Annotated in this window: 18 protein-coding genes; 11 read left to right on the top strand and 7 right to left on the bottom strand. The window is 71.9% G+C overall.

From position 1 onward, the window contains the following. Window positions 1-133: 133 nt before the first annotated feature. From MZC64_RS05345 to MZC64_RS05360, 3 genes are all read right to left on the bottom strand, one after another. The gene (locus MZC64_RS05345; RefSeq protein WP_308300960.1) at window positions 134-1021 is read right to left on the bottom strand and encodes an alpha/beta fold hydrolase; all 888 of its coding nucleotides are present in this window, start codon (window positions 1019-1021) and stop codon (window positions 134-136) included. A gap of 44 nt (window positions 1022-1065) precedes the next feature. Then, window positions 1066-2808 (bottom strand): PQQ-binding-like beta-propeller repeat protein, encoded by a 1743-nt coding sequence (locus tag MZC64_RS05350; protein ID WP_308300961.1) that lies wholly within the window; start codon window positions 2806-2808, stop codon window positions 1066-1068. Between the two features lie 82 nt (window positions 2809-2890). Next, window positions 2891-4813 carry a DEAD/DEAH box helicase gene (locus tag MZC64_RS05360; protein ID WP_247755908.1) on the bottom strand — a complete coding sequence of 641 codons (1923 nt, stop codon included), beginning with the start codon at window positions 4811-4813 and terminating at the stop codon, window positions 2891-2893. Between the two features lie 253 nt (window positions 4814-5066). Here MZC64_RS05360 and MZC64_RS05365 point away from each other — a divergent pair, with 253 nt between their 5' ends. Both MZC64_RS05365 and MZC64_RS05370 read left to right on the top strand, forming a co-directional pair. Next, window positions 5067-5720 (top strand): ferritin-like fold-containing protein, encoded by a 654-nt coding sequence (locus tag MZC64_RS05365; RefSeq protein ID WP_247755909.1) that lies wholly within the window; start codon window positions 5067-5069, stop codon window positions 5718-5720. A gap of 106 nt (window positions 5721-5826) precedes the next feature. Beyond that, the gene (locus MZC64_RS05370; RefSeq protein WP_247755910.1) at window positions 5827-6057 is read left to right on the top strand and encodes a DUF3107 domain-containing protein; all 231 of its coding nucleotides are present in this window, start codon (window positions 5827-5829) and stop codon (window positions 6055-6057) included. Between the two features lie 75 nt (window positions 6058-6132). Here MZC64_RS05370 and MZC64_RS05375 read toward each other — a convergent pair whose 3' ends face one another. Together MZC64_RS05375 and MZC64_RS05380 are read right to left on the bottom strand one after the other, a co-directional pair. Next, window positions 6133-6465 carry a DUF4873 domain-containing protein gene (locus tag MZC64_RS05375; protein WP_247755911.1) on the bottom strand — a complete coding sequence of 111 codons (333 nt, stop codon included), beginning with the start codon at window positions 6463-6465 and terminating at the stop codon, window positions 6133-6135. Beyond that, window positions 6462-7214, bottom strand: a complete 753-nt coding sequence (locus tag MZC64_RS05380; protein WP_247755912.1) for a TetR/AcrR family transcriptional regulator — start codon at window positions 7212-7214, stop codon at window positions 6462-6464. Before MZC64_RS05380 ends, MZC64_RS05375 begins: the two co-directional genes overlap by 4 nt. Window positions 7215-7283: 69 nt before the next feature. Here MZC64_RS05380 and MZC64_RS05385 point away from each other — a divergent pair, with 69 nt between their 5' ends. Together MZC64_RS05385 and MZC64_RS05390 are read left to right on the top strand one after the other, a co-directional pair. Then, on the top strand, window positions 7284-8189 hold the full coding sequence (locus MZC64_RS05385) for a diiron oxygenase (RefSeq protein ID WP_247755913.1): 906 nt from the start codon (window positions 7284-7286) through the stop codon (window positions 8187-8189). Between the two features lie 14 nt (window positions 8190-8203). After that, window positions 8204-9100 (top strand): alpha/beta fold hydrolase, encoded by an 897-nt coding sequence (locus tag MZC64_RS05390; protein ID WP_374205623.1) that lies wholly within the window; start codon window positions 8204-8206, stop codon window positions 9098-9100. A gap of 43 nt (window positions 9101-9143) precedes the next feature. Here the strand turns inward: MZC64_RS05390 and MZC64_RS05395 are convergent, their stop codons facing one another. Beyond that, entirely contained in the window at window positions 9144-9779 is a 636-nt protein-coding gene (locus MZC64_RS05395) for a TetR/AcrR family transcriptional regulator (RefSeq protein ID WP_247755915.1), read from the bottom strand. A 115-nt stretch (window positions 9780-9894) separates the two neighbouring features. Between MZC64_RS05395 and MZC64_RS05400 the strand changes: the two genes are divergently transcribed. From MZC64_RS05400 to MZC64_RS05410, 3 genes are all read left to right on the top strand, one after another. Next, window positions 9895-10893 carry an alpha/beta fold hydrolase gene (locus tag MZC64_RS05400; protein ID WP_247755916.1) on the top strand — a complete coding sequence of 333 codons (999 nt, stop codon included), beginning with the start codon at window positions 9895-9897 and terminating at the stop codon, window positions 10891-10893. After that, the gene (locus MZC64_RS05405) at window positions 10893-11309 is read left to right on the top strand and encodes a hypothetical protein (protein WP_247755917.1); all 417 of its coding nucleotides are present in this window, start codon (window positions 10893-10895) and stop codon (window positions 11307-11309) included. The genes MZC64_RS05400 and MZC64_RS05405 overlap by 1 nt, the downstream gene beginning before the upstream one ends. Window positions 11310-11374: 65 nt before the next feature. Next, window positions 11375-12403, top strand: a complete 1029-nt coding sequence (locus tag MZC64_RS05410; RefSeq protein ID WP_247755918.1) for a DUF3152 domain-containing protein — start codon at window positions 11375-11377, stop codon at window positions 12401-12403. A gap of 133 nt (window positions 12404-12536) precedes the next feature. On the opposite strand, the gene MZC64_RS05415 is transcribed toward MZC64_RS05410, so the two are convergent. Further along, entirely contained in the window at window positions 12537-13106 is a 570-nt protein-coding gene (locus tag MZC64_RS05415; protein ID WP_247755919.1) for a hypothetical protein, read from the bottom strand. A gap of 190 nt (window positions 13107-13296) precedes the next feature. Between MZC64_RS05415 and moeZ the strand changes: the two genes are divergently transcribed. The 4 genes from moeZ to MZC64_RS05435 all read left to right on the top strand — a co-directional run bounded on the left by moeZ (window position 13297) and on the right by MZC64_RS05435 (window position 19045). Further along, entirely contained in the window at window positions 13297-14481 is a 1185-nt protein-coding gene (gene moeZ, locus MZC64_RS05420) for an adenylyltransferase/sulfurtransferase MoeZ (protein ID WP_247755920.1), read from the top strand. Window positions 14482-14581: 100 nt separating this feature from the next. Beyond that, the gene (locus MZC64_RS05425; protein ID WP_247755921.1) at window positions 14582-15379 is read left to right on the top strand and encodes a TIGR02569 family protein; all 798 of its coding nucleotides are present in this window, start codon (window positions 14582-14584) and stop codon (window positions 15377-15379) included. Between the two features lie 127 nt (window positions 15380-15506). After that, a complete protein-coding gene (locus MZC64_RS05430; RefSeq protein WP_308300962.1) occupies window positions 15507-17582 on the top strand; it encodes a molybdopterin oxidoreductase family protein in 2076 nt (691 codons plus the stop codon). After that, window positions 17579-19045 (top strand): FAD-dependent oxidoreductase, encoded by a 1467-nt coding sequence (locus tag MZC64_RS05435; RefSeq protein WP_247755922.1) that lies wholly within the window; start codon window positions 17579-17581, stop codon window positions 19043-19045. The genes MZC64_RS05430 and MZC64_RS05435 overlap by 4 nt, the downstream gene beginning before the upstream one ends. Window positions 19046-19086: the final 41 nt, after the last annotated feature.

Consider the following 19086-nt stretch of genomic DNA (forward strand, 5'->3'; position numbering starts at 1 on the left):
TTCGCCCTCAGCGCGGTTGATTTTTCGCGTCGCCTTGCCGTGTGTCCGACGCATCCGAAGCTTGCTTCGCGTGCGGCGGATGCACGGCGAGGCGACTTCGGGAGCGAAAAATCCCGCGCGCGGAGCGCGCCAATCAACACAGCCAGGCCCGCCAGGTCGGGAGCAGGGTGGCCAGCAGGGTTTCCGGGTTCTCCGTGTTGGCCGAGTGCGCGGCGCCGGCGACCACGGCGAAATCGGCGTCCAGCCGGTCGGCCATGTCCCGCTGGGTAGCCACCGACCAGGCGTCGTCGTGCTCACCGCAGACCACCAGCGCCGGGGTGCCGCCGGTGCGCAGGGCCGCGGCCAGCCTGCCCACCAGGTCCGGTTCGCGGCGCAGGCCTTCGGCCATGCCGAGCAGGCCGGCCGCGTTGGACTCCAGGAAGCGAACCCGGAACAGCTCCTTGAGGGACTCGGGGGTGTTCTCCCAGTTCGCCGAGGCGGCGTCGCGGGTCTCGCGGAGTTGCTGGGCGGCGGACACCCCGCCGGCCCGCAGCAGTGGCTCACCGGCCTCCAGCGCGCGACGGCGTTCGCCCTCGGGCAGCTCGTTCGGGCCGGAGGACAGCAGCGTCAGCCCGTCCACCCGCACGCCGGAGAGCACCGCGCCCCTGGCCACCAGGCCGCCGAAGGAATGGCCGAGCAGCAGCACCCTGCGGCCGCCGGCGGCGAGCTGGGTGAGCAGTTTGGCGATCACCCCGCCCAGCGCGGCCGGCAGGTACGCGTGCGGGTCGTCCGGGCCCGGCGACTCGTACTGGCCGGGCAGGTCGAGGGCGTAGGCGGTGAAACCGGCCTCCGCCAACGGGTCCAGCAGCGGCGCGAAGTCCTCTTTGGACCCGGTGTAGCCGGGCAGCAGCACCGCGATCGCACCCCGGTCGGCCGCGGCCGACGGCACCGCGTGCAGGGCGGCGATCGGTCCGTAGTCGCCCGCCAGGTCGACGCGACGGGCCCGGTGCGGGCTGAGCTGGGAGTAGGGCGACACGCTCACGTGCTGAGTCTGCCTCACCGAAGCCCGGAAATCGCGAAACCTGCTCAGCGCAGCGCCACCAGCGTGCCGCCACGCTGTTCCACCAGCACCGGTCCGGCACTGGCCAGCGTCACCGGCCCGCGGTAGCCCTCCCGGTTCAGCGGCAACCGGCCCAGCAGCGCGCCGGTGTTCGGGTCCGCCACGGACAGTCCGGCCGGGGTGGGCACCATCAGCCTGCCCGCGTACAGCGTGCCGGGGCCGAGCGTGTTCTCCATCGTCCACAGTGGAGTCATGGTGGCCGAGGCCAGCGCGATCGTCCGCGAGCCGGTCCACCAGTAGACGACGGTCGGCACCGTGGAGGCCGGTTCCCCGCTCGGGCAGGTGGTGTTCGCGGCGAAGGTCAGCGGGGTGGCCGTGCCGTCCGAGCAGCGCGCGCTCAGCGCGATCGTCGTCGGCGCCACCCCACCCTCCGGATCGCCCTGGAGGTCGCTCGCGGGCAGGTTCAGCGGCACCTCGGAGACCGGCGCGCCGTTGCCGTCGTAGATGGCCAGCCGCGCCGGGTCGGGCAGCGCCGCGGCCACCCGGTCCGGCCCGAGCGCGATCACCCGGGCGCCCGCGCCGCTGAGCACCACGCTCATCGACGCTTCGGGCTTGTCGAAGTCCTTGGGGTTGGGCTTGAACACGGTGAGCCGGTCACCCGGGTCGTCCGGGCAGCGCTCGATCACGCCGACCCGGTTGGGCGTCACCGCCACCGAGCCGTAGGCGCACCCCGTCCGCAGCTGCTTTCCCGGCTGCACCATGGCCCTGACCTGGCCGTACTCCTGGGTCTTGACCAGATCCGAGCGCCAGCCCTCCAGGTACTTCTTGCCGGTGGTGGTCAGGTGCACCCCGTCCACGAGCAGCCGGGTGCCCACCTCGGCGTCCCCGTTGCGCTGCGCCCCGCGCTTGCCGGTGGCCGGATCCAGCGCGGTGACCTCGCTGCAGGTGTCCCCGCGCTGGAAGACGGCCAGGATCTGGCCGAAGGCCGGGGCCACGGTGCACAGCGGCAGATCGCGCTGATACCGCCAGCGTTCCTGGCCACTGAGCGGATCGCGGCCGACCACGGCCCCGTTGTCCGCGGTGACCACGACCTGGCTGGTGGTGACGGCGTTCTGGGTCGCGGTGCTCGGCGAGCGCCAGACCTCGGCCAGCGTGGGCGGCAGCGCGGTGGGGCCGTCGAGCATGGGCAGCGGCGGGTTGCTGGTCTGGGAGACGGTGGCGCGGGCGTCGCTGAAGGTCCAGACGAGCAGACCGGCGACGAGCACGGTGACGGTGATGACGGCGGTGGCGACCAGGTCCCAGCGGGTGACGAAGGAGCGGGGCGGGACCGGGGGCGGGGGTTCGGCCTCGCCGGGGCCGGTCGCGGGCTCGGGGAGCAGGGCGCCGGGGAGCAGGGGAGCGGCCAGGAGCGGCTCGGGCGCGGCCGCGACGGCCGCGGCGGGGGCGGCGGGGGCGTCGGCCGGGGGCTCGGTCACGGCGGCCGGTGGCTCGGCGGGGGTGTCGCCCGGGATCGCGGCGGCCACGGGCTCGGCCGGGGTTGCGGCGGGTTCGGCGGGGACCTCGGTCGCGGGCTCGCCCGGCTCGGCGTTCGCGGCCGGGGCCTCGGCGGCGGGCTCGCCCGGCTCGGCGCTCGGCTGCTCGGTGTCGCCCGGGGCGCTGACTGGCGGCTCGGCGACCGTGCCGGGCTGTTCGGCCTGGTCCTGGGCGGCGTCGCGGGCGGCGGCCGGGGCGGTGGGGTCCTCGGGCGCGGCGTTCTGCTCGGGCGGCACGGGGACCACCGTAGTCCCCTCGGCGGCCCGGGTACGCGGAACGGCCCTCCCCGCTGGGAAGGGCCGTTCGTGCTGGCGCTGGTTACTCGGCCGGGGCCTCGCCGGTGCGGCGGCGACGCCGCCTGCGGGCCGGGGCCTCGCCGTCGGCGGCCGGGGCCTCCGGGGCGTTGAAGGCGGGCGCCTCCGGGGCGGTGAAGCTGACCGCGGTGCTGGCCTTGCGGACCCGGGTGGTCGCGGGCTTCGCGGCTGCCTCGGCCGGAGCCTCGGTCTTGGCCGCGTCGGTCTTGGCGGCGACCTTGGCCTTGGCCGGGGCCGCGACGACCTCGGCCGGGGCCTCGGTCGTGGTGGTCACCTCGGCCTTGGCGGGCGCGTCGGCGGTCTTGGCGCGGGACCGGGTGCGGGTGCGCGTCCTGGTCTTGGCCTCGGCAGGCTCGCCTGCCTCGGTGGACTCGGCGGGCGTGGCCTCGCCGCCGACGTTCTCCCCGCCCCTGGTGCGGCGGCGGCTGCGGCGCTTGGTGGCCGGGCGCGCGCCGGGGTCGTCCGACTCCGGCTTGTCCGGGCTGCCGCCGACCGGCTTGTCACTGCCCGCGCCCCTGGTGGGCCGCTTGCCGCGGTTGCGGCCGCCGCGCTTGGGGGCGTCCTCCTCCAGGTGCTCGGCGTCCAGGCCGGCCCTGGTGCGCTGGGACAGCGGCAGCCTGCCCGTCGACTTGGGGTCGATGTTGAGGTCGGTGAACAGGTGGTCGGAGGTGGAGTAGGTCTCCACCGGCTCCGGCTTGCCGAGGCCGAGGGTGTCGCTGATCAGCTTCCAGCGCGCTTCCTCGTCCCAGTCGACCAGCGTGACCGCGACACCGGTGCGGCCCGCGCGGCCGGTCCGGCCGATGCGGTGCACGTAGGCCTTCTCGTCCTCGGGGCACTGGTAGTTGATCACGTGCGTGATCCCGCCGACGTCGATGCCGCGGGCGGCCACGTCGGTGCAGACCAGCACGTCCACCTTGCCGCTGCGGAAGGCCCGCAGGGCCTGCTCGCGGGCGCCCTGGCCCAGGTCGCCGTGCACCGGGGCGACCGCGAAACCGCGTTCGGCCAGGTCGTCGGCGAGCTTCTGCGCGGTGCGCTTGGTCCGGGTGAAGATCATCGTCAGGCCGCGGTCGGTGGCCTGCAGGACCCGGGAGACGACCTCGATCTTGTCCAGCGAGTGCGCCCGGTAGGCGAACTGCTCGGTCAGCTCGTGCGTCTGCCCGGCGTTGACCTCCTCGGCCCGGATGTGCGTGGGCTGGGTGAGGAAGGTGCGGGCCAGGGTGATGATCGGGCCCGGCATGGTCGCGGAGAACAGCATGGTCTGCCGCTTCTCCGGCACCATGCGCAGGATCCGCTCGATATCGGGCAGGAAGCCCAGGTCGAGCATTTCGTCGGCCTCGTCCAGCACCAGGGCGCGGACCTTGCCGAGCACCAGGTCCCGGCGTTCGGCCAGGTCGAGCAGGCGGCCGGGGGTGCCGACGATCACGTCGACGCCCTTGCGCAGCGCCGCCACCTGCGGCTCGTACGGGCGGCCGCCGTAGACGTCGAGCACGCGCACGCCGAGGTGCTTGCCCGCGTCCCTGAGGTCGTGCGTGACCTGGAGGCACAGCTCCCTGGTCGGCACCACGACCAGCACCTGCGGGGTGCCGTCGCCGGGGATGGTCAGCCGGTGCAGCAGCGGCACGCCGAAGCCCAGCGTCTTGCCGGTGCCGGTGCGGGCCTGGCCGATGAGATCCTCACCACGCAGGGCCAGTGGGAGGGTCAGTTCCTGGATCGCGAAGGTCCGCACGATGCCGGCTTCGGCCAGCGCGCGGACGATGCGCTCGTCCACGCCCAGCTCGGCGAAGGTCGGCGCGTCCGGCGGAACCGGGGCGTCGCCGCGCAGCGGATGTGAGGTGTCGCCCTCATCGGGCAGCCCGGCCTCGCTGTGATCGAGTTCGCGCAGGTCGGTGGTGTTGTCGTCGAAGGTCAGCGTGATCGCCTCTCTCATACCAGCACGTACAGCCACTGGATGCGCTCGACCGAGCCGGGCGGTGACCGGGGTCGGTCACTCCTGCCTGCGGCACGGGAGGGCGAGGCGTACGCGCACCTTTCCGTTGGGCGACTGCTGTCGCCGTCTTACTCGCCCCGCGCCGCGCAGTGTCCTCATCGTCCTTCTCGGCAGCGCGCGCCGGGCGTCGAGAGGCATTCTAGCGGCTGGAACGCCTCTCCAGGGGGTGTCGTGGCCGGATACGCTCTCCCGCATGACCGAGACGGGCAGTGCCGACGCCGGCATCGTCGATCTACTGGGTGTGCTGGCCTACGGCGAGCTGTCGGCCTTCGACCGGCTGGCCGAGGACGCGCGGACCGCGCCGACGCTCTCCGGGCGCGCCGCGCTGGCCACCATGGCCTCCGCCGAGATCGGCCACTTCCGGCTGCTGGAGCAGCACCTGGCGCTGCATGGGGTGGCCGTGGAGACCGCGATGACCCCGTTCGTGGCCCCCTTCGACGCCTTCCACGCCTCCACCGCCCCGCACAACTGGCTGGAATCGCTGGTCAAGGCCTACGTCGGGGACGGGCTGGCGGCCGATTTCTACCGGGAGATCGCCGGCTGGCTGGAATCTCCCGCCAAGGAACTGGTGCTGGAGGTGCTCACCGACACCGGCTACTCCGCCTTCGCCGAACGCGAGGTGCAGGCCGCCTGCGCGGATGACCGCAAGGTGCGCGACCGGCTCGCGCTGTGGGGCCGCCGCCTGCTCGGCGAGGCGCTCACCCAGGCCCAGCACGTGGTGGCCGAACGGGACGCGCTGGCCGAGTTGCTGGTGCGGGCTTCCGGTGACCTCGCCGGCATCGCGGCCCTGTTCAAGCGGTTGCAGACCGGTCACTCGCAGCGGATGAGCGCGCTCGGCCTCGGCTGATGCCCGATCGTGTTCGCCCAGGGCGGAGCGGGCGGTCCACGGCGGCGGTGTGGACGCGACTAGGCTGACGATCAGTACAAAACACTTTGAGCACACGGAGGTCGGTGTGGAGGTCAAGATCGGCGTCGCGGACAGCCCGCGGGAGCTTGTCGTCTCTAGCGCGCTGTCCCAGGACGAGGTCGAGGCCGTGGTCACCGAGGCGCTGCGTGACACCAAGGGCCTGTTGAGCCTGGTCGACGACAAGGGCAAGCGGTACGTGGTGCCCTCCGCGAAGGTCTCCTATGTGGAGATCGGCGTGTCGGACGCGCGTCGGGTGGGCTTCGCCGTCGGGAGCTGAGGCTCCCGCGAATCACAGCTGACGGCCCGGTGACCGTGAACTCGGTCACCGGGCCGCGCTGTGTTCAGGATCAGCTCACTCGGCGGGCGGCACCGTGTTGACGTCGTCCACCTCGAACGGCGGGCGGCCGAGTCCGGCGATCCGGTACCGGCCCCACGGGTCCGGATCGGACAGGTCACCGGCGGCCTCGCCTGCCGGGGTGCGCAGGGTGGCCTCCGGGCGGCGCTGCCGCACCAGTTCGGTCAGTTCGGCGTGCGTGGCGATCCGGCCGTACCAGTGGTAGCGGCCGTCGATCGGCTCGAAGTGCCCGCGCAGGTGCACTTCCACCGGCAGCTCCCGGCCCTCCACCAGCAGGGTGGCGCTGCCCTGGTAGCCCTCTTCGTCGTGCTCGTGCTCGTGCTCGCTCATGAGGTCTCCCGGTTCTCCTGCTGGTCGGGGTCCTCCCGCACCAGGCGCAACTGGGTGGACGGCAGGTCGAAGTCCAGCGGCAGGTCCGGGTCGATCTCGACGCCGCTGATCCGGGTGAAGCCGTCGATGGCGTGCCAGACGATGTTGACCAGGTAGTCGCGCAGGTTCTCCCGGCTCATGGTCTGGCGCTCCAGCCACCAGTCACCGGCCTTCTCCACCGCGCCGACCACGGCGAAGGCGTACGGCTCGGCCGCGCCGGAGTCCAGGCCGAGCAGCCGCATGTACTCACCGAGCAGCCGGGCCAGCCGGGAGGCGATCATCGCCTCGGTGCGGCTGGCCGGGTCCGCGTCGACCGGGCGGTCGGCGAAGGAGCGGCGGGTCATGAAGCGGTACAGCTCGGGCCGTTCCTCGATGGTGCACAGGTAGGCGTCGATCACCGCGCTGATCCGCTCGCGCGGACTGCCCCGGCGTTCGATGGCCGGCACGATCTGCTCCATCAGCAGATCGGTGGCCCGTGCGCCGACCGCGAGATAGAGGTCGGCCTTGTCCGAGAAGTGCCGGTAGATCACCGGTTTGGTCACCCCGGCCTCGGCCGCGATCTCGTCCATGCCCACGTCAGGGCCGTGCGTGGCCAGCGCCCTGATGGTCGCCTCCACGAACTCCGCGCGGCGCACGCTGCGGTGTTCCTTCCAGCGCTCGCGCCGGGCATCGCCCCGTTTGCTCGGTTGGCCCTTGACAGAATCCGCCATACACGGGACGTTACCACTGGTAGCTGTTACTTCCGGTAACACTTCATCCAGTTGGAGGGTGGCGACGCCATGAGCCGGAGCTTGCAGGTCGGGGACCGGGAGAAGACCGCCGAGCGGCTGCTGAACTCGTCAGCGAAGAACTCCTACGACCCCGATGTGGACATCGACTGGGACGCGCCGCTGGCCGAGGACAAGTTCTTCGTGCCCGAGCACCGGGTCTCCCTCTACGGCACGCCGCTGTGGGACCGGATGAGCCGGGAGCAGCGGATCGAGCTGTCCAAGCACGAGGTCGGCTGCGTGGCCAGCGTCGGGATCTGGTTCGAGGTGATCCTGATGGAGCTGCTGGTGCGGCACGTCTACCACCTGGACCCCAAGCAACGGCACGTGCAGTACGCGCTCACCGAGATCGCCGACGAGTGCCGGCACTCGATCATGTTCGCCAAGCTGGTGGAGAAGCTCGGCGTGCCGGCCTATGGCCCGCAGCGGCTGCCGCATGTGCTGGGCAACGTGATGAAGACGATCGGCCGCGGCCCGTCGATGTTCGCCAGCATCCTGATCGCTGAGGAGATCCTGGACCGGCTGCAGCGCGAGTCCACCATGGACGAGACCGTGCAGCCGCTGGTGCGCATGGTCAACCGCATCCACGTGCTGGAGGAGGCGCGGCACGTGCGCTACGCGCGGGAGGAACTGCTGCGCTCGATGCAGAAGTGCTCCGGTCCGGCCCTGCAGTACCACCGTTTCATCACCGCCAGAGCCGCGTTCGTGGTCTCCCGCTCGCTGGTCCACCCGGAGGTCTACCGCGCGGTCGGGCTGGACCCGAAGGAAGCTCGCCGGGCGGCGCTGGGCAATCCGAACTTCCGGACCACCATGGGCTGGGCCGGGGAGCGGATCACCGGCTTCCTGGACGAGGCCGGCCTGATCGGCGGACCCGGCCGGGCGTTGTGGCGGGCCTCCGGTTTCCTCGGACAGAAGTGAGCGGCGATATGGGCGTGTCCACCTTCATCACCCGCGACGGCACCTGCCTCGCCGTCGAGGAACAGGGGCGCGCGGATGCCCCCGTCACGGTCGTCCTGGCGCACGGCTGGACCCTGGACCGGCAGAGCTGGCGCCGGGTCGCGCAGGCGCTGCCCGGCCGGTGCGGGGACATCCGCGTGCTCCGCTACGACCTGCGCGGCCACGGCCAGTCCGACCAGGCCCAGCCCGGCGGCACCACCATCGAACAGCTCGCCGACGACCTGGCCGAACTGCTCGTCCAGCTGGTCCCGGACGGCCCGATCGTGCTGGCCGGGCACTCCATGGGTGGGATGACCACGATGGCGCTGGCGCAGCGGCACCCGGTGCTGTTCGCCGAGCGGATCGCCGCGGTGGCGCTGGTGGCCACCGCCAGCGGCGGCCTCAGCCGCAGTACCCTCGGCCTGCCGAGGCCGCTGGGCCGGGCAGCCATCCGCGGGCAGAGCGCGTTCGGGAAAGCCCTGGTCAAGCGCAAGGTGCGCCGGCTGAGCAAGTACCCGGCGGCGATCCGGCCCGCGATGAAGTGGATGTTGTTCGGCCGGCGGCCGGCGAAGGTCGACGTGGCCGAGACCACCGCGGTGATCGCCGGATGCAGCCCGCTGACCCTGACCGGCTACCTCGACGATCTGTTCCTACATGAGCGCCGCGAGGCCCTGGCCGCTTTCCGCGGGCTGCCGGTGGTGGTGCTGGCCGGGAGCAACGACCGGTTGACCCCGCAGAAGCACGCCGAGCGGATCGCCAGGGAGCTGCCGCAGGCCGAGTTGATCGTCTTCCCCGGGGCGGGGCACATGCTGCCGCTGGAGCGGGACGTGCAGGTCACCGAGCGGATCGCGCGGCTGGTCAACGTGGTCGTCGAGGCGCCCGCGCAGGTGTGACAAAGGCGCGCGTCAGCCTGGCTGGCGCGCGCCTTTCGCTGTCTCAGTGCTGGAGCGGGAAACCGCCGCCGATGCCCTTCCAGGCCAGCGTGTACATCAGGCCGATGGCCTCTTCCTTGGGGATCGCGCGCTCGCCGTCCAGCCAGTACCGCGCGGTCACCTGGCTCAGTCCGACCAAGCCCACCGCGACCAGTTTCGCCTGGTCGGCGGTGAGTCCGGCATCGGCGACCACCACCTCGGCGATGATGTCGATGCAGGAGGCGGTCGCCCGGTCCACCGCGTCCTGCACGGCGGGCTCACGGCGCAGGTCGGACTCGAAGACCAGCCGGAACGCCTGGCCCTCGCCGTCGACGAACTCGAAGTAGGCGGCCACCGCGGCATGCACCCGCAGCTTGTTGTCCGTGGTGGACTCGATGGCCCCGCGGACCCGCTGCACCAGTGCGTCGGTGTGCGTCTCCAGCAGCGCCAGATACAGCTCCAGCTTGCCGGGGAAGTGCTGGTACAGCACTGGCTTGCTGACCCCGGCGCGCTCGGCGATCTCGTCCATGGCCGCCGCGTGATAGCCGTTGGCCACGAAGACGTCCTGGGCCGCGGCCAGCAGCTGGGCGCGTCGCGCGGTACGCGGCAGTCGTACGCCGCGCACGACCTGGTCGGTGCCTGGTTGCGCCGTGTCGGTCATGCTGCCCTCCACACCCTGGTGCTCGTTCCGCACGAACCTTACTCGCAAGTAGACCCAGGTTGGGCAAGCCTTTCCCACTCAGGCGCTTCTCAGGTCGATCACGCATCCTGGACGGATGACCGAACCGTCCCTACGGACGGCCGGTGGCGCGGGCCTGGCCCCCCTGAGCCGCGCGCCGCTGTCCGTCTCCCCGCTGCCGGAACCCGACTTCACCCGTAAGCCCTGGCCAGGGCAGGTGCGAAGTTCCGGCGGGGTGCGGCTGCACGTGCGCGAGACGCCGGGGCCCGCCGAGGAGACGGCGGTGTACATCCACGGGCTCGGCGGCTCGTCCACGAACTGGACCGACCTGGCCGACCTGCTCTCCGGCCGGATGAACGGCCTGGCCCTGGACGCGCCGGGATTCGGCAGGAGCGAGCCGCTGGCCGGGCACGACTACTCGGTGCGGGCCACCGCGGCCCTGATGACCAGGTTCATCGAGGGCCTGGACCGCGGCCCGGTGCACCTGTTCGGCAACTCCCTCGGCGGCGTGGTCTCGCTGCTGGTCGCGGCGGGCCGGCCGGACCTGGTGCGCACGCTGACCCTGGTCTCCCCGGCCGTGCCAGACCTGCGGCCGGACCCGCGCCGGTTCTCCGACCCGCGGTTCTTCCTGGCCCTGCTGCCGCTGGTGGGCCGCCGGGTGCGCAGGCAGCTGGCCGAGGTCACCCCACGTCAGCGGGCCGAACAACTGGTCCGGCTCTGCTTCGCCCAGCCCGAACTGGTGCCGGAGCACCGGATGGCCGAGGCCGAGGCGGAGTACCTGGAACGCAGGCAGATGCGCTGGGCGGGCGAGGCGCTGGGCCGGACCACCATGGGCCTGTTCCGGGCCTGGCTGGAGTTCTCCCAGGGCTCGCTGTGGCGGCTGCTGCCGAAGGTGAGCGCGCCCACCACGGTGATCTGGGGCACGGAGGACCGGCTGGTCAGCGTGGGCAAGGCGCCGCGCACGGCCCGGCTGCTGCCCAGCGCCCGGCTGCTGGTGCTGCCGCGCACCGGGCACGTGGCCCAGATGGAGAAGCCGCTGACCGTGGCCAGGGCCAGCCTGGGCATGATCGAGGCCGTGGACCGCGGGGAGTGGTGATGGTCGAACTGGAGCTGACCGGGCTGGCCGGGCCGGGATCCGGCGGGCACTCGGCGGCCGAGATCAGCGAGAACGTCGAGGGCACGCTGCGGTTGCTGGCCGACGGGCGCGAGCTGTACGCCGAGCAGGACTTCCCGGTAGTCAAGCTGGCCGGTGCGCTGCGCCGCTGGCTGGCCGTGCCCGCGGCGGACCGGGCGAGCTTCAGCTTCGACGACGACTCCTTCGCGATGTCCGAAGGCGTGCTGGTGATCGACCGGGTGCCCGAGGGCTGGCGGTTCGGCTCGGTCTACGCCCCCGGCGAGTTCTCCCCGGCACTGACCGGCACCGCGGCCGACCAGGTCGTGCTGATCTTCCTGACCACCCTGCGCCGGGAGTTCGCCCAGCTCCTGGGCCGGGAACTGGAGCAGTACTGCTGACCGGCACTCGTCCGTGAGGCGTGGTGCGTCCGGGCCACGCACGCCTGGTGTGGCAATCTGGGTGCGTGGCCCGGACGACGCAAGGACCCCGTGACGCCGCGACGCGGCGTGGTGGCAACCCCGACGAGGGGCGCTATCAGCGTGGCCAGCGCCGCACCGCGGGCGAACCGCTGACCGCGTCCTGGCGCCCGGACCCGGACAAGCAGGACACCCCGCCGCCACGGCGCAAGAAGAGCGGCGTGCTGGGCACCTACGGCTGGCGGATCTACGCCGTGCCGGTGCTGGTGGTGCTCACCGTGCTGGCCCTGATGAACATGAACGACCCGGCCCCGGACAGCGCCGCCCAGCCCGGCGGCAGCACCGGCGCGACCACCACCAGCGGTGGCGAGGAGCCGGAACCCAACATCATGGGCGAGGCGCCCTCCGGCAAGCTCAACGCCGACATCCCCAGCGCCGAACTGCCCGGGATCAAGAACTACCGGGACAAGGGCAGCGGTTCCTGGGAGGTGGTGCGCGGCACCACCGGCGTGGTCGGCAAGGGCGGCAAGCTCTACAAGTACTCGGTGGAGATCGAGAACGGCATCGACGCCTCCACCTACGGCGGCGCGGACGCCTTCGCCAAGACCATCGACGGCACCCTGGACGACCAGCGCAGCTGGATCGGCGGCGGCAACATCCGGCTGCAACGGGTCGATTCCGGCACCGCGGACATCCGGATCAGCCTGACCACCTCCGACACCGCCCGCCGCCCCGACTACTGCAACTTCTCCATCCAGTACGAGGCATCCTGCTGGAACAACGGCAAGAAACGCCTGGTGATCAACTTGGCCCGCTGGCGCTACGGCGCGGTCGCCTTCGAGAGCGACCTGCTGCTCTACCGCCAGTACGCGATCAACCACGAGATCGGCCACGCCTTCGGCCAGCGGCACAAGCCCTGCGGCGAGAACGGCGCCCTGGCCCCGGTGATGATGCAGCAGTCCTTCGGCACCGCGAACAACTACGTCTGGCAGCTCAACCAGGTCGACGGCGGCGACAAGAACGCGGTGCCCAAGGACGGCAAGGAGTGCAGGCCGAACCCCTGGCCGGTCACCTGATCCGCTGGTCGCGCTGGCTCTTGGTGGAGGAGATCGGGTAGGCTGCGTGGTGTGCTGGTCGGTCCGCGGACGCGGCCAGAAGTGAACCGGGGAAAGTGCCCGCCGGATGACGGGACCCCCGGTTTCGCGCTGTCTAGGGCTTGATCGCGGTGACCTCGACCGCGTGCGCGGCGTTGATGAGTTCCCACGGCTCGGTCACCGCGTGCCGGATGGCGGCGATGTAGCTGGATGCCACCCAGTCGGCCACCCACAGCATCGGCTCGTTCTTGTTCCGGTGGTCCACGCGGAGTTCGCCGGGGACCTGGTGGCTGCGGCGGAGGCGGTTCAGCACCTTCCGGTCGTGCACATCGCTTCCAGCACGGCTTTCCACCACCACCTGCCGGACTCCCTCCACGTGGTACAGCCGTGGCAGCAACTCGCACATGAGGCGGCGACGGGCATCCTCTTGCTCGCGATGCGAGGTCGGGGTGGTCACCAGAATCGCGCCGTGCAGGGGAAAATCGGCGATGACCTTGGCGATCTCGGTGCGCCGGGAATCGGACTCGGTGTGGAAGTGCAGCACCGGGACGTTCACCAGGTGCTCGCGCAGGGCCGCGGTGATCGCCGGGTGGTCGGCGGTTGAGCTGAGCACAGCGGCCACGACGTAGAGCCGACCGCCTCCGGGCAGCCCGCTGCCAGCCTCGTCGACGTGAGCAGTGCGCATCGGCCAAGAGTAGCGCGCTGGAGTCGGTCGACTACCGATGGTGATTGCCTGGCGGTATTCCACCCTGGCTCGCGACCGGTCCACTGGCTGGGAAGTCGTCCCAGGGTGGAAGAAGTGGTGTATCCAGGTCGTTGCACCCCAAGGGAGGTCGGACACCCGGCTCCCGTGCACCGGACTAGGAGGAGCGCCCATGTCGGGCTCGACGTTGCCGCCCCTGGTGGAGCCAGCCGCGGAGCTGACCAAGGAAGAGGTCGCCCGGTACAGCCGCCACCTGATCATTCCGGATGTCGGGGTGGACGGGCAGAAACGGCTCAAGAACGCCAAGGTGCTGGTGGTAGGCGCCGGTGGGCTGGGCAGTCCGGCGCTGATGTACCTGGCCGCGGCCGGGGTGGGCACGCTGGGCATTGTCGAGTTCGACGTGGTGGACGAGTCCAACCTGCAGCGGCAGATCATCCACGGGCAGTCCGACATCGACCGGCCCAAGGCCGAGTCGGCGCGGGACGCCATCGCCGAGCTGAACCCCTACGTCAAGGTCAACCTGCACCAGCTGCGGCTGGAGTCGGGCAACGTCCTCGACGTGTTCCGGGACTACGACCTGATCCTGGACGGCACGGACAACTTCGCCACCCGCTACCTGGTCAACGACGCGGCGGTGCTGCTCGGCAAGCCCTACGTGTGGGGCTCGATCTTCCGGTTCGAGGGTCAGGCCAGTGTGTTCTGGGCCAGCCCCAGCGACGGCCGGGAGGGGATCCAGTACCGGGACCTCTACCCGGAGCCGCCGCCGCCGGGCATGGTGCCCTCCTGCGCCGAGGGCGGCGTGCTGGGCGTGCTGTGCGCCTCGATCGGGTCGATCATGGTGACCGAGGCGATCAAGCTGATCACCGGTATCGGCGAGACGCTGCTCGGGCGGCTGATGGTCTACGACGCACTCGAGATGACCTACCGGACCATCAAGATCCGCAAGGACCCGCAGGGCGACCCGATCACCGGGTTGATCGACTACGAGGCGTTCTGCGGGGTGGTCTCCGATGAGGCGCAGAACGCGGCCGCGGGCAGCACCATCACGCCGCAGGAGCTGAAGGACAAGATCGACCGGGAGGACAAGTTCCTGCTGGTCGACGTCCGGGAGCAGCACGAGTTCGAGATCGTGCGGATCCCCGGCTCGGTGCTCATCCCCAAGGACCGCATCCTCTCCGGCGCGGCACTGGCCGAACTGCCGCAGGACCGCCAGATCGTGCTGCACTGCAAGTCCGGCGCCCGGTCCGCGGAAGCCCTCGCCGCGCTGCACCAGGCCGGTTTCCGGGATGCGGTACACGTCGGTGGCGGGGTGCTCGCCTGGGCCAGGCAAATCGATCCGAGCCTGCCGACGTACTGACGTTAGGTGATCATGGCGATGTGACTTTCCCACTGTGGGTAAACGGGAAGGTCACATCGCCTCCCACACAACTCGCGCGGCAACAGGTAGCGTCCCTGCCGTGACAGCCACCCCGGAACCGCCCCCCGCCCACGTGCGAGCGGCTTTCGGCGCCCGCACCGCGGAACCCGAACTGGTCGGCTCCGGTCCGGCCTGGCTGTGCGGGGACGCGGTGATCCGCCCGGCCATGAATCCCTCCGAGGCGGCCTGGGTCGCGCAGACCCTGGACAACCTGGACGTGGAGAACCTGCGCCTGGCCCGGCCGTTGCGCTCCACCGACGGGCGCTGGGTGGTCTCCGGCTGGTCGGCCACCCGGCATCTGGCCGGACAGCCCGAACCCAGGCACGACGAGGTCGTCTCCGTCTCGCTGCGGCTGCACAACGCCACCGCCGGACTGCCCCGCCCGCGATTCCTGGAGGAGCGCAGGGACATCTACGCGCTGGCCGACCGGATGGCCTGGGGCGAGGACGGCGTTCCACTGCCGCCGGACAAGGGCGGCAGGCTCTTCGGCGCGCTGGCCGGGTCCCGGCGGCCGGTCAAGCTGGACCCGCAGGTGGTGCACGGCGACCTGTTCGGCAACGTGCTCTTCGCCGGCAACGCGCCGCCCGGGATCATGGACTTCAGCCCCTACTGGCGGCCGGCCGAATGGGCCGCCGGGGTGGTCGTGGTGGACGCGCTGGCCTGGGGCGGAGCCGACAACGGGCTGCCGCAACGCTGGTCGCACCTGATCGACTGGCCGCAGGTGCTGTTGCGGGCGTTGCTGTTCCGGCTGGCCGTGCACGCGCTGCACCCGCGCTCGACCACGACCTCACTCACCGGTCTGGACCGCGCCGCCAACGTGCTGCTCGATCTGATCTGAGTCGCAGCTGATCTGAGTCACACCGGCCCCGGCCTCACCGTGCCCACCTGCGGGTTGTGCGGGGGCGTTGGCACAAACGCAACAGGGGGCTATCCGCGGGTTACCGGCTGGACCTAGCGTCGGTGAGGTGACCGCTACCGCCACCGCCACCGCGACCCACTGCCCCTACTGCGCGTTGCAGTGCGGCATGGCGGTCAGCGGGAACGAACAGGCCCCGCGCGTCGACCCCCGGGAGTTCCCCACCAACCGCGGCGGGCTGTGCCAGAAGGGCTGGACCGCCGCCAGCCTGCTCACCACCCCCGGCCGCCTGACCACGCCGTTGCTGCGGGAAGACGGCGTGCTGCGCCCGGTGACCTGGGACATCGCCCTCGATTTTGTCGCGGACAAGCTGCGTGCGCTGCGGGCCGAGCACGGGCCGGACTCGGTCGCGGTCTTCGGCGGCGGCGGGCTGACCAATGAGAAGTCCTACCTGCTGGGCAAGTTCGCCCGGCTCGCGCTGGGCACCTCGCAGATCGACTACAACGGCCGGTTTTGCATGTCCTCGGCCGCCGCCGCGGGCAACCGGGCCTTCGGCTTGGACCGCGGCATGCCGTTCCCGGTCACCGACCTGGACACCGCCGACGCGGTGGTGCTGGTCGGCGGCAACGTGGCCGAAACCATGCCGCCGTTCACCCAGCACCTGCGGCACGCCGCGGACCGGGGCGGGCTGATCGTGATCGACCCCCGGCGCACCGCCACCGCGGAACTGGCCAGCCTGCACCTGCAACCCGCGCCCGGCACCGACCTGTGCCTGGCGCTGGGCCTGCTGCACCTGGCGGTGGCCGACGGGCACTTCGCCGCGGACTACGTGGCCGCGCGCACCACCGGTTTCGAGGCGGCCTGGCGGATGGCCGCGCGCTGGTGGCCGGAACAGGTGGAGCGGGTCACCGGGGTCAGCGTGGCCGACCAGCGCGCCGCGGTGCGATTGCTGGCCCAGGCCAAGAGTGCCTACGTGCTCACCGGCAGGGGCGCGGAACAGCACGCCAGCGGCGCGGACACGGTCTCGGCCTGGATCAACCTGTGCCTGGCGCTCGGCCTGCCCGGCGTCGCGGGCTCCGGCTACGGCTGCCTCACCGGCCAGGGCAACGGGCAGGGCGGGCGCGAGCACGGGCAGAAGGCCGACCAGCTGCCCGGCTACCGGATGATCGCCGATCCGGCCGCCCGCGCGCACGTGGCCGGGGTGTGGGGCATCGACCCGGACGAGCTGCCAGGACCCGGCCGCTCCGCCTACGAGCTGCTCGACGCGCTCGGTCAGCCCGGCGGGCCGAAGGCGATGCTGGTCTTCGGCAGCAACGTGCTGGTCTCCGCGCCGCGCTCGAACCGGATCGCCGAACGCCTGGACGCGCTGGACCTGTTGGTGGTGGCCGACTTCGTGCTCTCGGAGACCGCGGCCCAGGCGGATGTGGTCTTCCCGGTCACCCAGTGGGCCGAGGAGGACGGCACCATGACCAACCTGGAGGGCCGGGTGTTGTTGCGGCGCAAGGCGTTGACCCCGCCGCTCGGAGTGCGCGGCGACCAGGACCTGTTGGCGGAGCTGGCAATCCGGCTCGGCCAGCCGGCCGAACGGTTCCCCACCGAGGCCGAGGCCGTGTTCACCGAACTGCGCGCGGCCAGCAAGGGCGGCGCCGCCGACTACTCCGGCATCGACTACGACCGGCTGCGCGCGGGGGAGGCGCTGTACTGGCCGGTGCCGGACAACGATCACCCCGGCACACCGCGGATGTTCCTGACGCGCTTCAACACCCCCGACGGCAAGGCCCGGTTCATCCCGGTCGACCACCGCGGTCCGGCCGAGGCGCCCGACGCCGAGTTTCCGTTGTACGCCACCACCGGACGGGTGCTGCAGCACTACCAGTCCGGCGCGCAGACCCGCCTGGTGCCCGAGCTGAACGACGCGGTGCCTGCCATGTTCGTCGAGGTGCACCCGGACACCGCGGCCCGCGCCGGACTGGAAGACGCCTGCTGGGCCAGGGTGATCTCCCGGCGCGGCACGGTCCTCGCGCAGGTGCGCACGGTGCCCAGCCTGCGCACCGACACCGTGTTCCTGCCCTTCCACTTCCCCGGCGACCAGCGCGCCAACCTGATCACCAACCCGGCGCTGGACCCGACCAGCCGGATGCCCGAGTTCAAGGTCTGCGCGGTCCGGCTGGAGGCCCTGTCATGAACGCACGCCGGGTGGTCGTCATCGGTTACGGCATGGCCGGGGCCAGGGTGGCCGAGGAGATCCGCCGACGAGATCCGGCAGGCGAGCGGGTCGCGCTGACCGTGATCGGCGAGGAGCCGGAACCCGCCTACAACCGGGTGCTGCTCTCCAGTGTGCTGGCCGGATCCCTGGACGCGGCGGCGGTGCGGCTGCACGAGGAGAGCTGGGCCGAGACCCACCACGTCGACCTGCGTCCCGGCGTCACGGTGACTGAGATCGACCGGCCGCGCCGGGTGGTGCGGCTGGCCGATGGCGCCGAACTCCCTTACGACGCAATCGTTCTGGCCACCGGCAGCCGGGCCTGGCTGCCGCCGACCGACGGACTCGTGGACGAGACCGGGGCGCCCGCCGAGGGCGTGGTGGCCTTCCGCACGCTGGCCGACTGCGCCCGGATCGTGGCCGCGGCCAAACCCGGCGCGCCGGTCGCGGTGCTCGGCGGCGGCCTGCTCGGCCTGGAGGCGGCCAGGGGACTGGCCGGGCGCGGCAACCTGGTCACCGTGATCCACCCGGTCGGGCACGTGATGGAACGGCAGCTCGACGCCGGGGCCGGCCGGGTGCTGGCGAAAACGCTGGGTGCGCTGGGGATCGAGTTCCGGCTCGGCGTGCTCGCGGCCGGGTACGTGCCCGGCGACGGCCTCAAACTCGACGACGGCAGCAGCGTGCCCGCCGACCTGGTGGTGGTCTCCGCGGGCGTGCGCGCGGAAACCAGGCTGGCCGAGGCCGCCGGACTCGCCTGCGACCGCGGTGTGCTCATCGACGATGCCTTGCGCAGCAACGATCCACGCATCCACGCCATCGGCGACTGCGCCAGCCACCCCGGCACGATCAGCGGCCTGGTGCAGCCGGCCTGGGAACAGGCCGCGGTGCTGGCCGACCTGCTCACCGGCGCCGATCCGGCCGCCCGCTACCACGGCACCCCGGTGGTCACCCGGCTCAAGGCCCGCGATGTCGACCTGGCCGCGCTCGGCGAGGTGCACTGCGAGGTGGACGCGCCCGGCGCGGAGGTGCTGCGGCTGGAGGACCCGGCCCGCGGCCGCTACGCCAAGCTGGTGCTGCGCGAGGACCGGGTGACCGGGGCGATCGTGCTCGGCGCGCCGGACGCGGCGGCCATCATCACCCAGCTCTACGACCGCGGCCTGCCCGCGCCCGCCGACCGGCTCGGCCTGCTGCTGGGCCGCACCGCGCTGGACACGCCCCGGGCGGCCAGTCCGGCCGATCTGCCCGCGGCCGCGGTGGTCTGCCGGTGCAACACGGTGAGCAAGGGCCGGATCGTCACCGCGTGGAAGTCCGGGGCGCGCACCCTGGGCGCGGTGGCCAAGGGCACCAGGGCCACCACCGGCTGCGGCGGCTGCACGGACGCGGTCTGCGGCATCCTGGACTGGCTGGGCGCGCAGGATACCGAACCGGCAGAAAGATCAGCCTGATCTCTGGAGTGCCATTTTTCGTACACCATTCCCTCTGCTAT

This window comes from Crossiella sp. S99.2, from assembly GCF_023094165.1.
Lineage (GTDB): Bacteria > Actinomycetota > Actinomycetes > Mycobacteriales > Pseudonocardiaceae > Crossiella.

What these genes read in the sequence shown, in the direction of transcription:
- MZC64_RS05360 (WP_247755908.1), bottom strand. Translation starts at nt 4,813, where the DNA reads ATGAGAGAGGCGATCACGCTGACCTTCGACGACAACACCACCGACCTG.
- MZC64_RS05365 (WP_247755909.1), top strand. Translation starts at nt 5,067, where the DNA reads ATGACCGAGACGGGCAGTGCCGACGCCGGCATCGTCGATCTACTGGGT.
- MZC64_RS05375 (WP_247755911.1), bottom strand. Translation starts at nt 6,465, where the DNA reads ATGAGCGAGCACGAGCACGAGCACGACGAAGAGGGCTACCAGGGCAGC.
- MZC64_RS05380 (WP_247755912.1), bottom strand. Translation starts at nt 7,214, where the DNA reads ATGGCGGATTCTGTCAAGGGCCAACCGAGCAAACGGGGCGATGCCCGG.
- MZC64_RS05385 (WP_247755913.1), top strand. Translation starts at nt 7,284, where the DNA reads ATGAGCCGGAGCTTGCAGGTCGGGGACCGGGAGAAGACCGCCGAGCGG.
- MZC64_RS05395 (WP_247755915.1), bottom strand. Translation starts at nt 9,779, where the DNA reads ATGACCGACACGGCGCAACCAGGCACCGACCAGGTCGTGCGCGGCGTA.
- MZC64_RS05400 (WP_247755916.1), top strand. Translation starts at nt 9,895, where the DNA reads ATGACCGAACCGTCCCTACGGACGGCCGGTGGCGCGGGCCTGGCCCCC.
- MZC64_RS05405 (WP_247755917.1), top strand. Translation starts at nt 10,893, where the DNA reads ATGGTCGAACTGGAGCTGACCGGGCTGGCCGGGCCGGGATCCGGCGGG.
- MZC64_RS05415 (WP_247755919.1), bottom strand. Translation starts at nt 13,106, where the DNA reads ATGCGCACTGCTCACGTCGACGAGGCTGGCAGCGGGCTGCCCGGAGGC.
- moeZ (WP_247755920.1), top strand. Translation starts at nt 13,297, where the DNA reads ATGTCGGGCTCGACGTTGCCGCCCCTGGTGGAGCCAGCCGCGGAGCTG.
- MZC64_RS05435 (WP_247755922.1), top strand. Translation starts at nt 17,579, where the DNA reads ATGAACGCACGCCGGGTGGTCGTCATCGGTTACGGCATGGCCGGGGCC.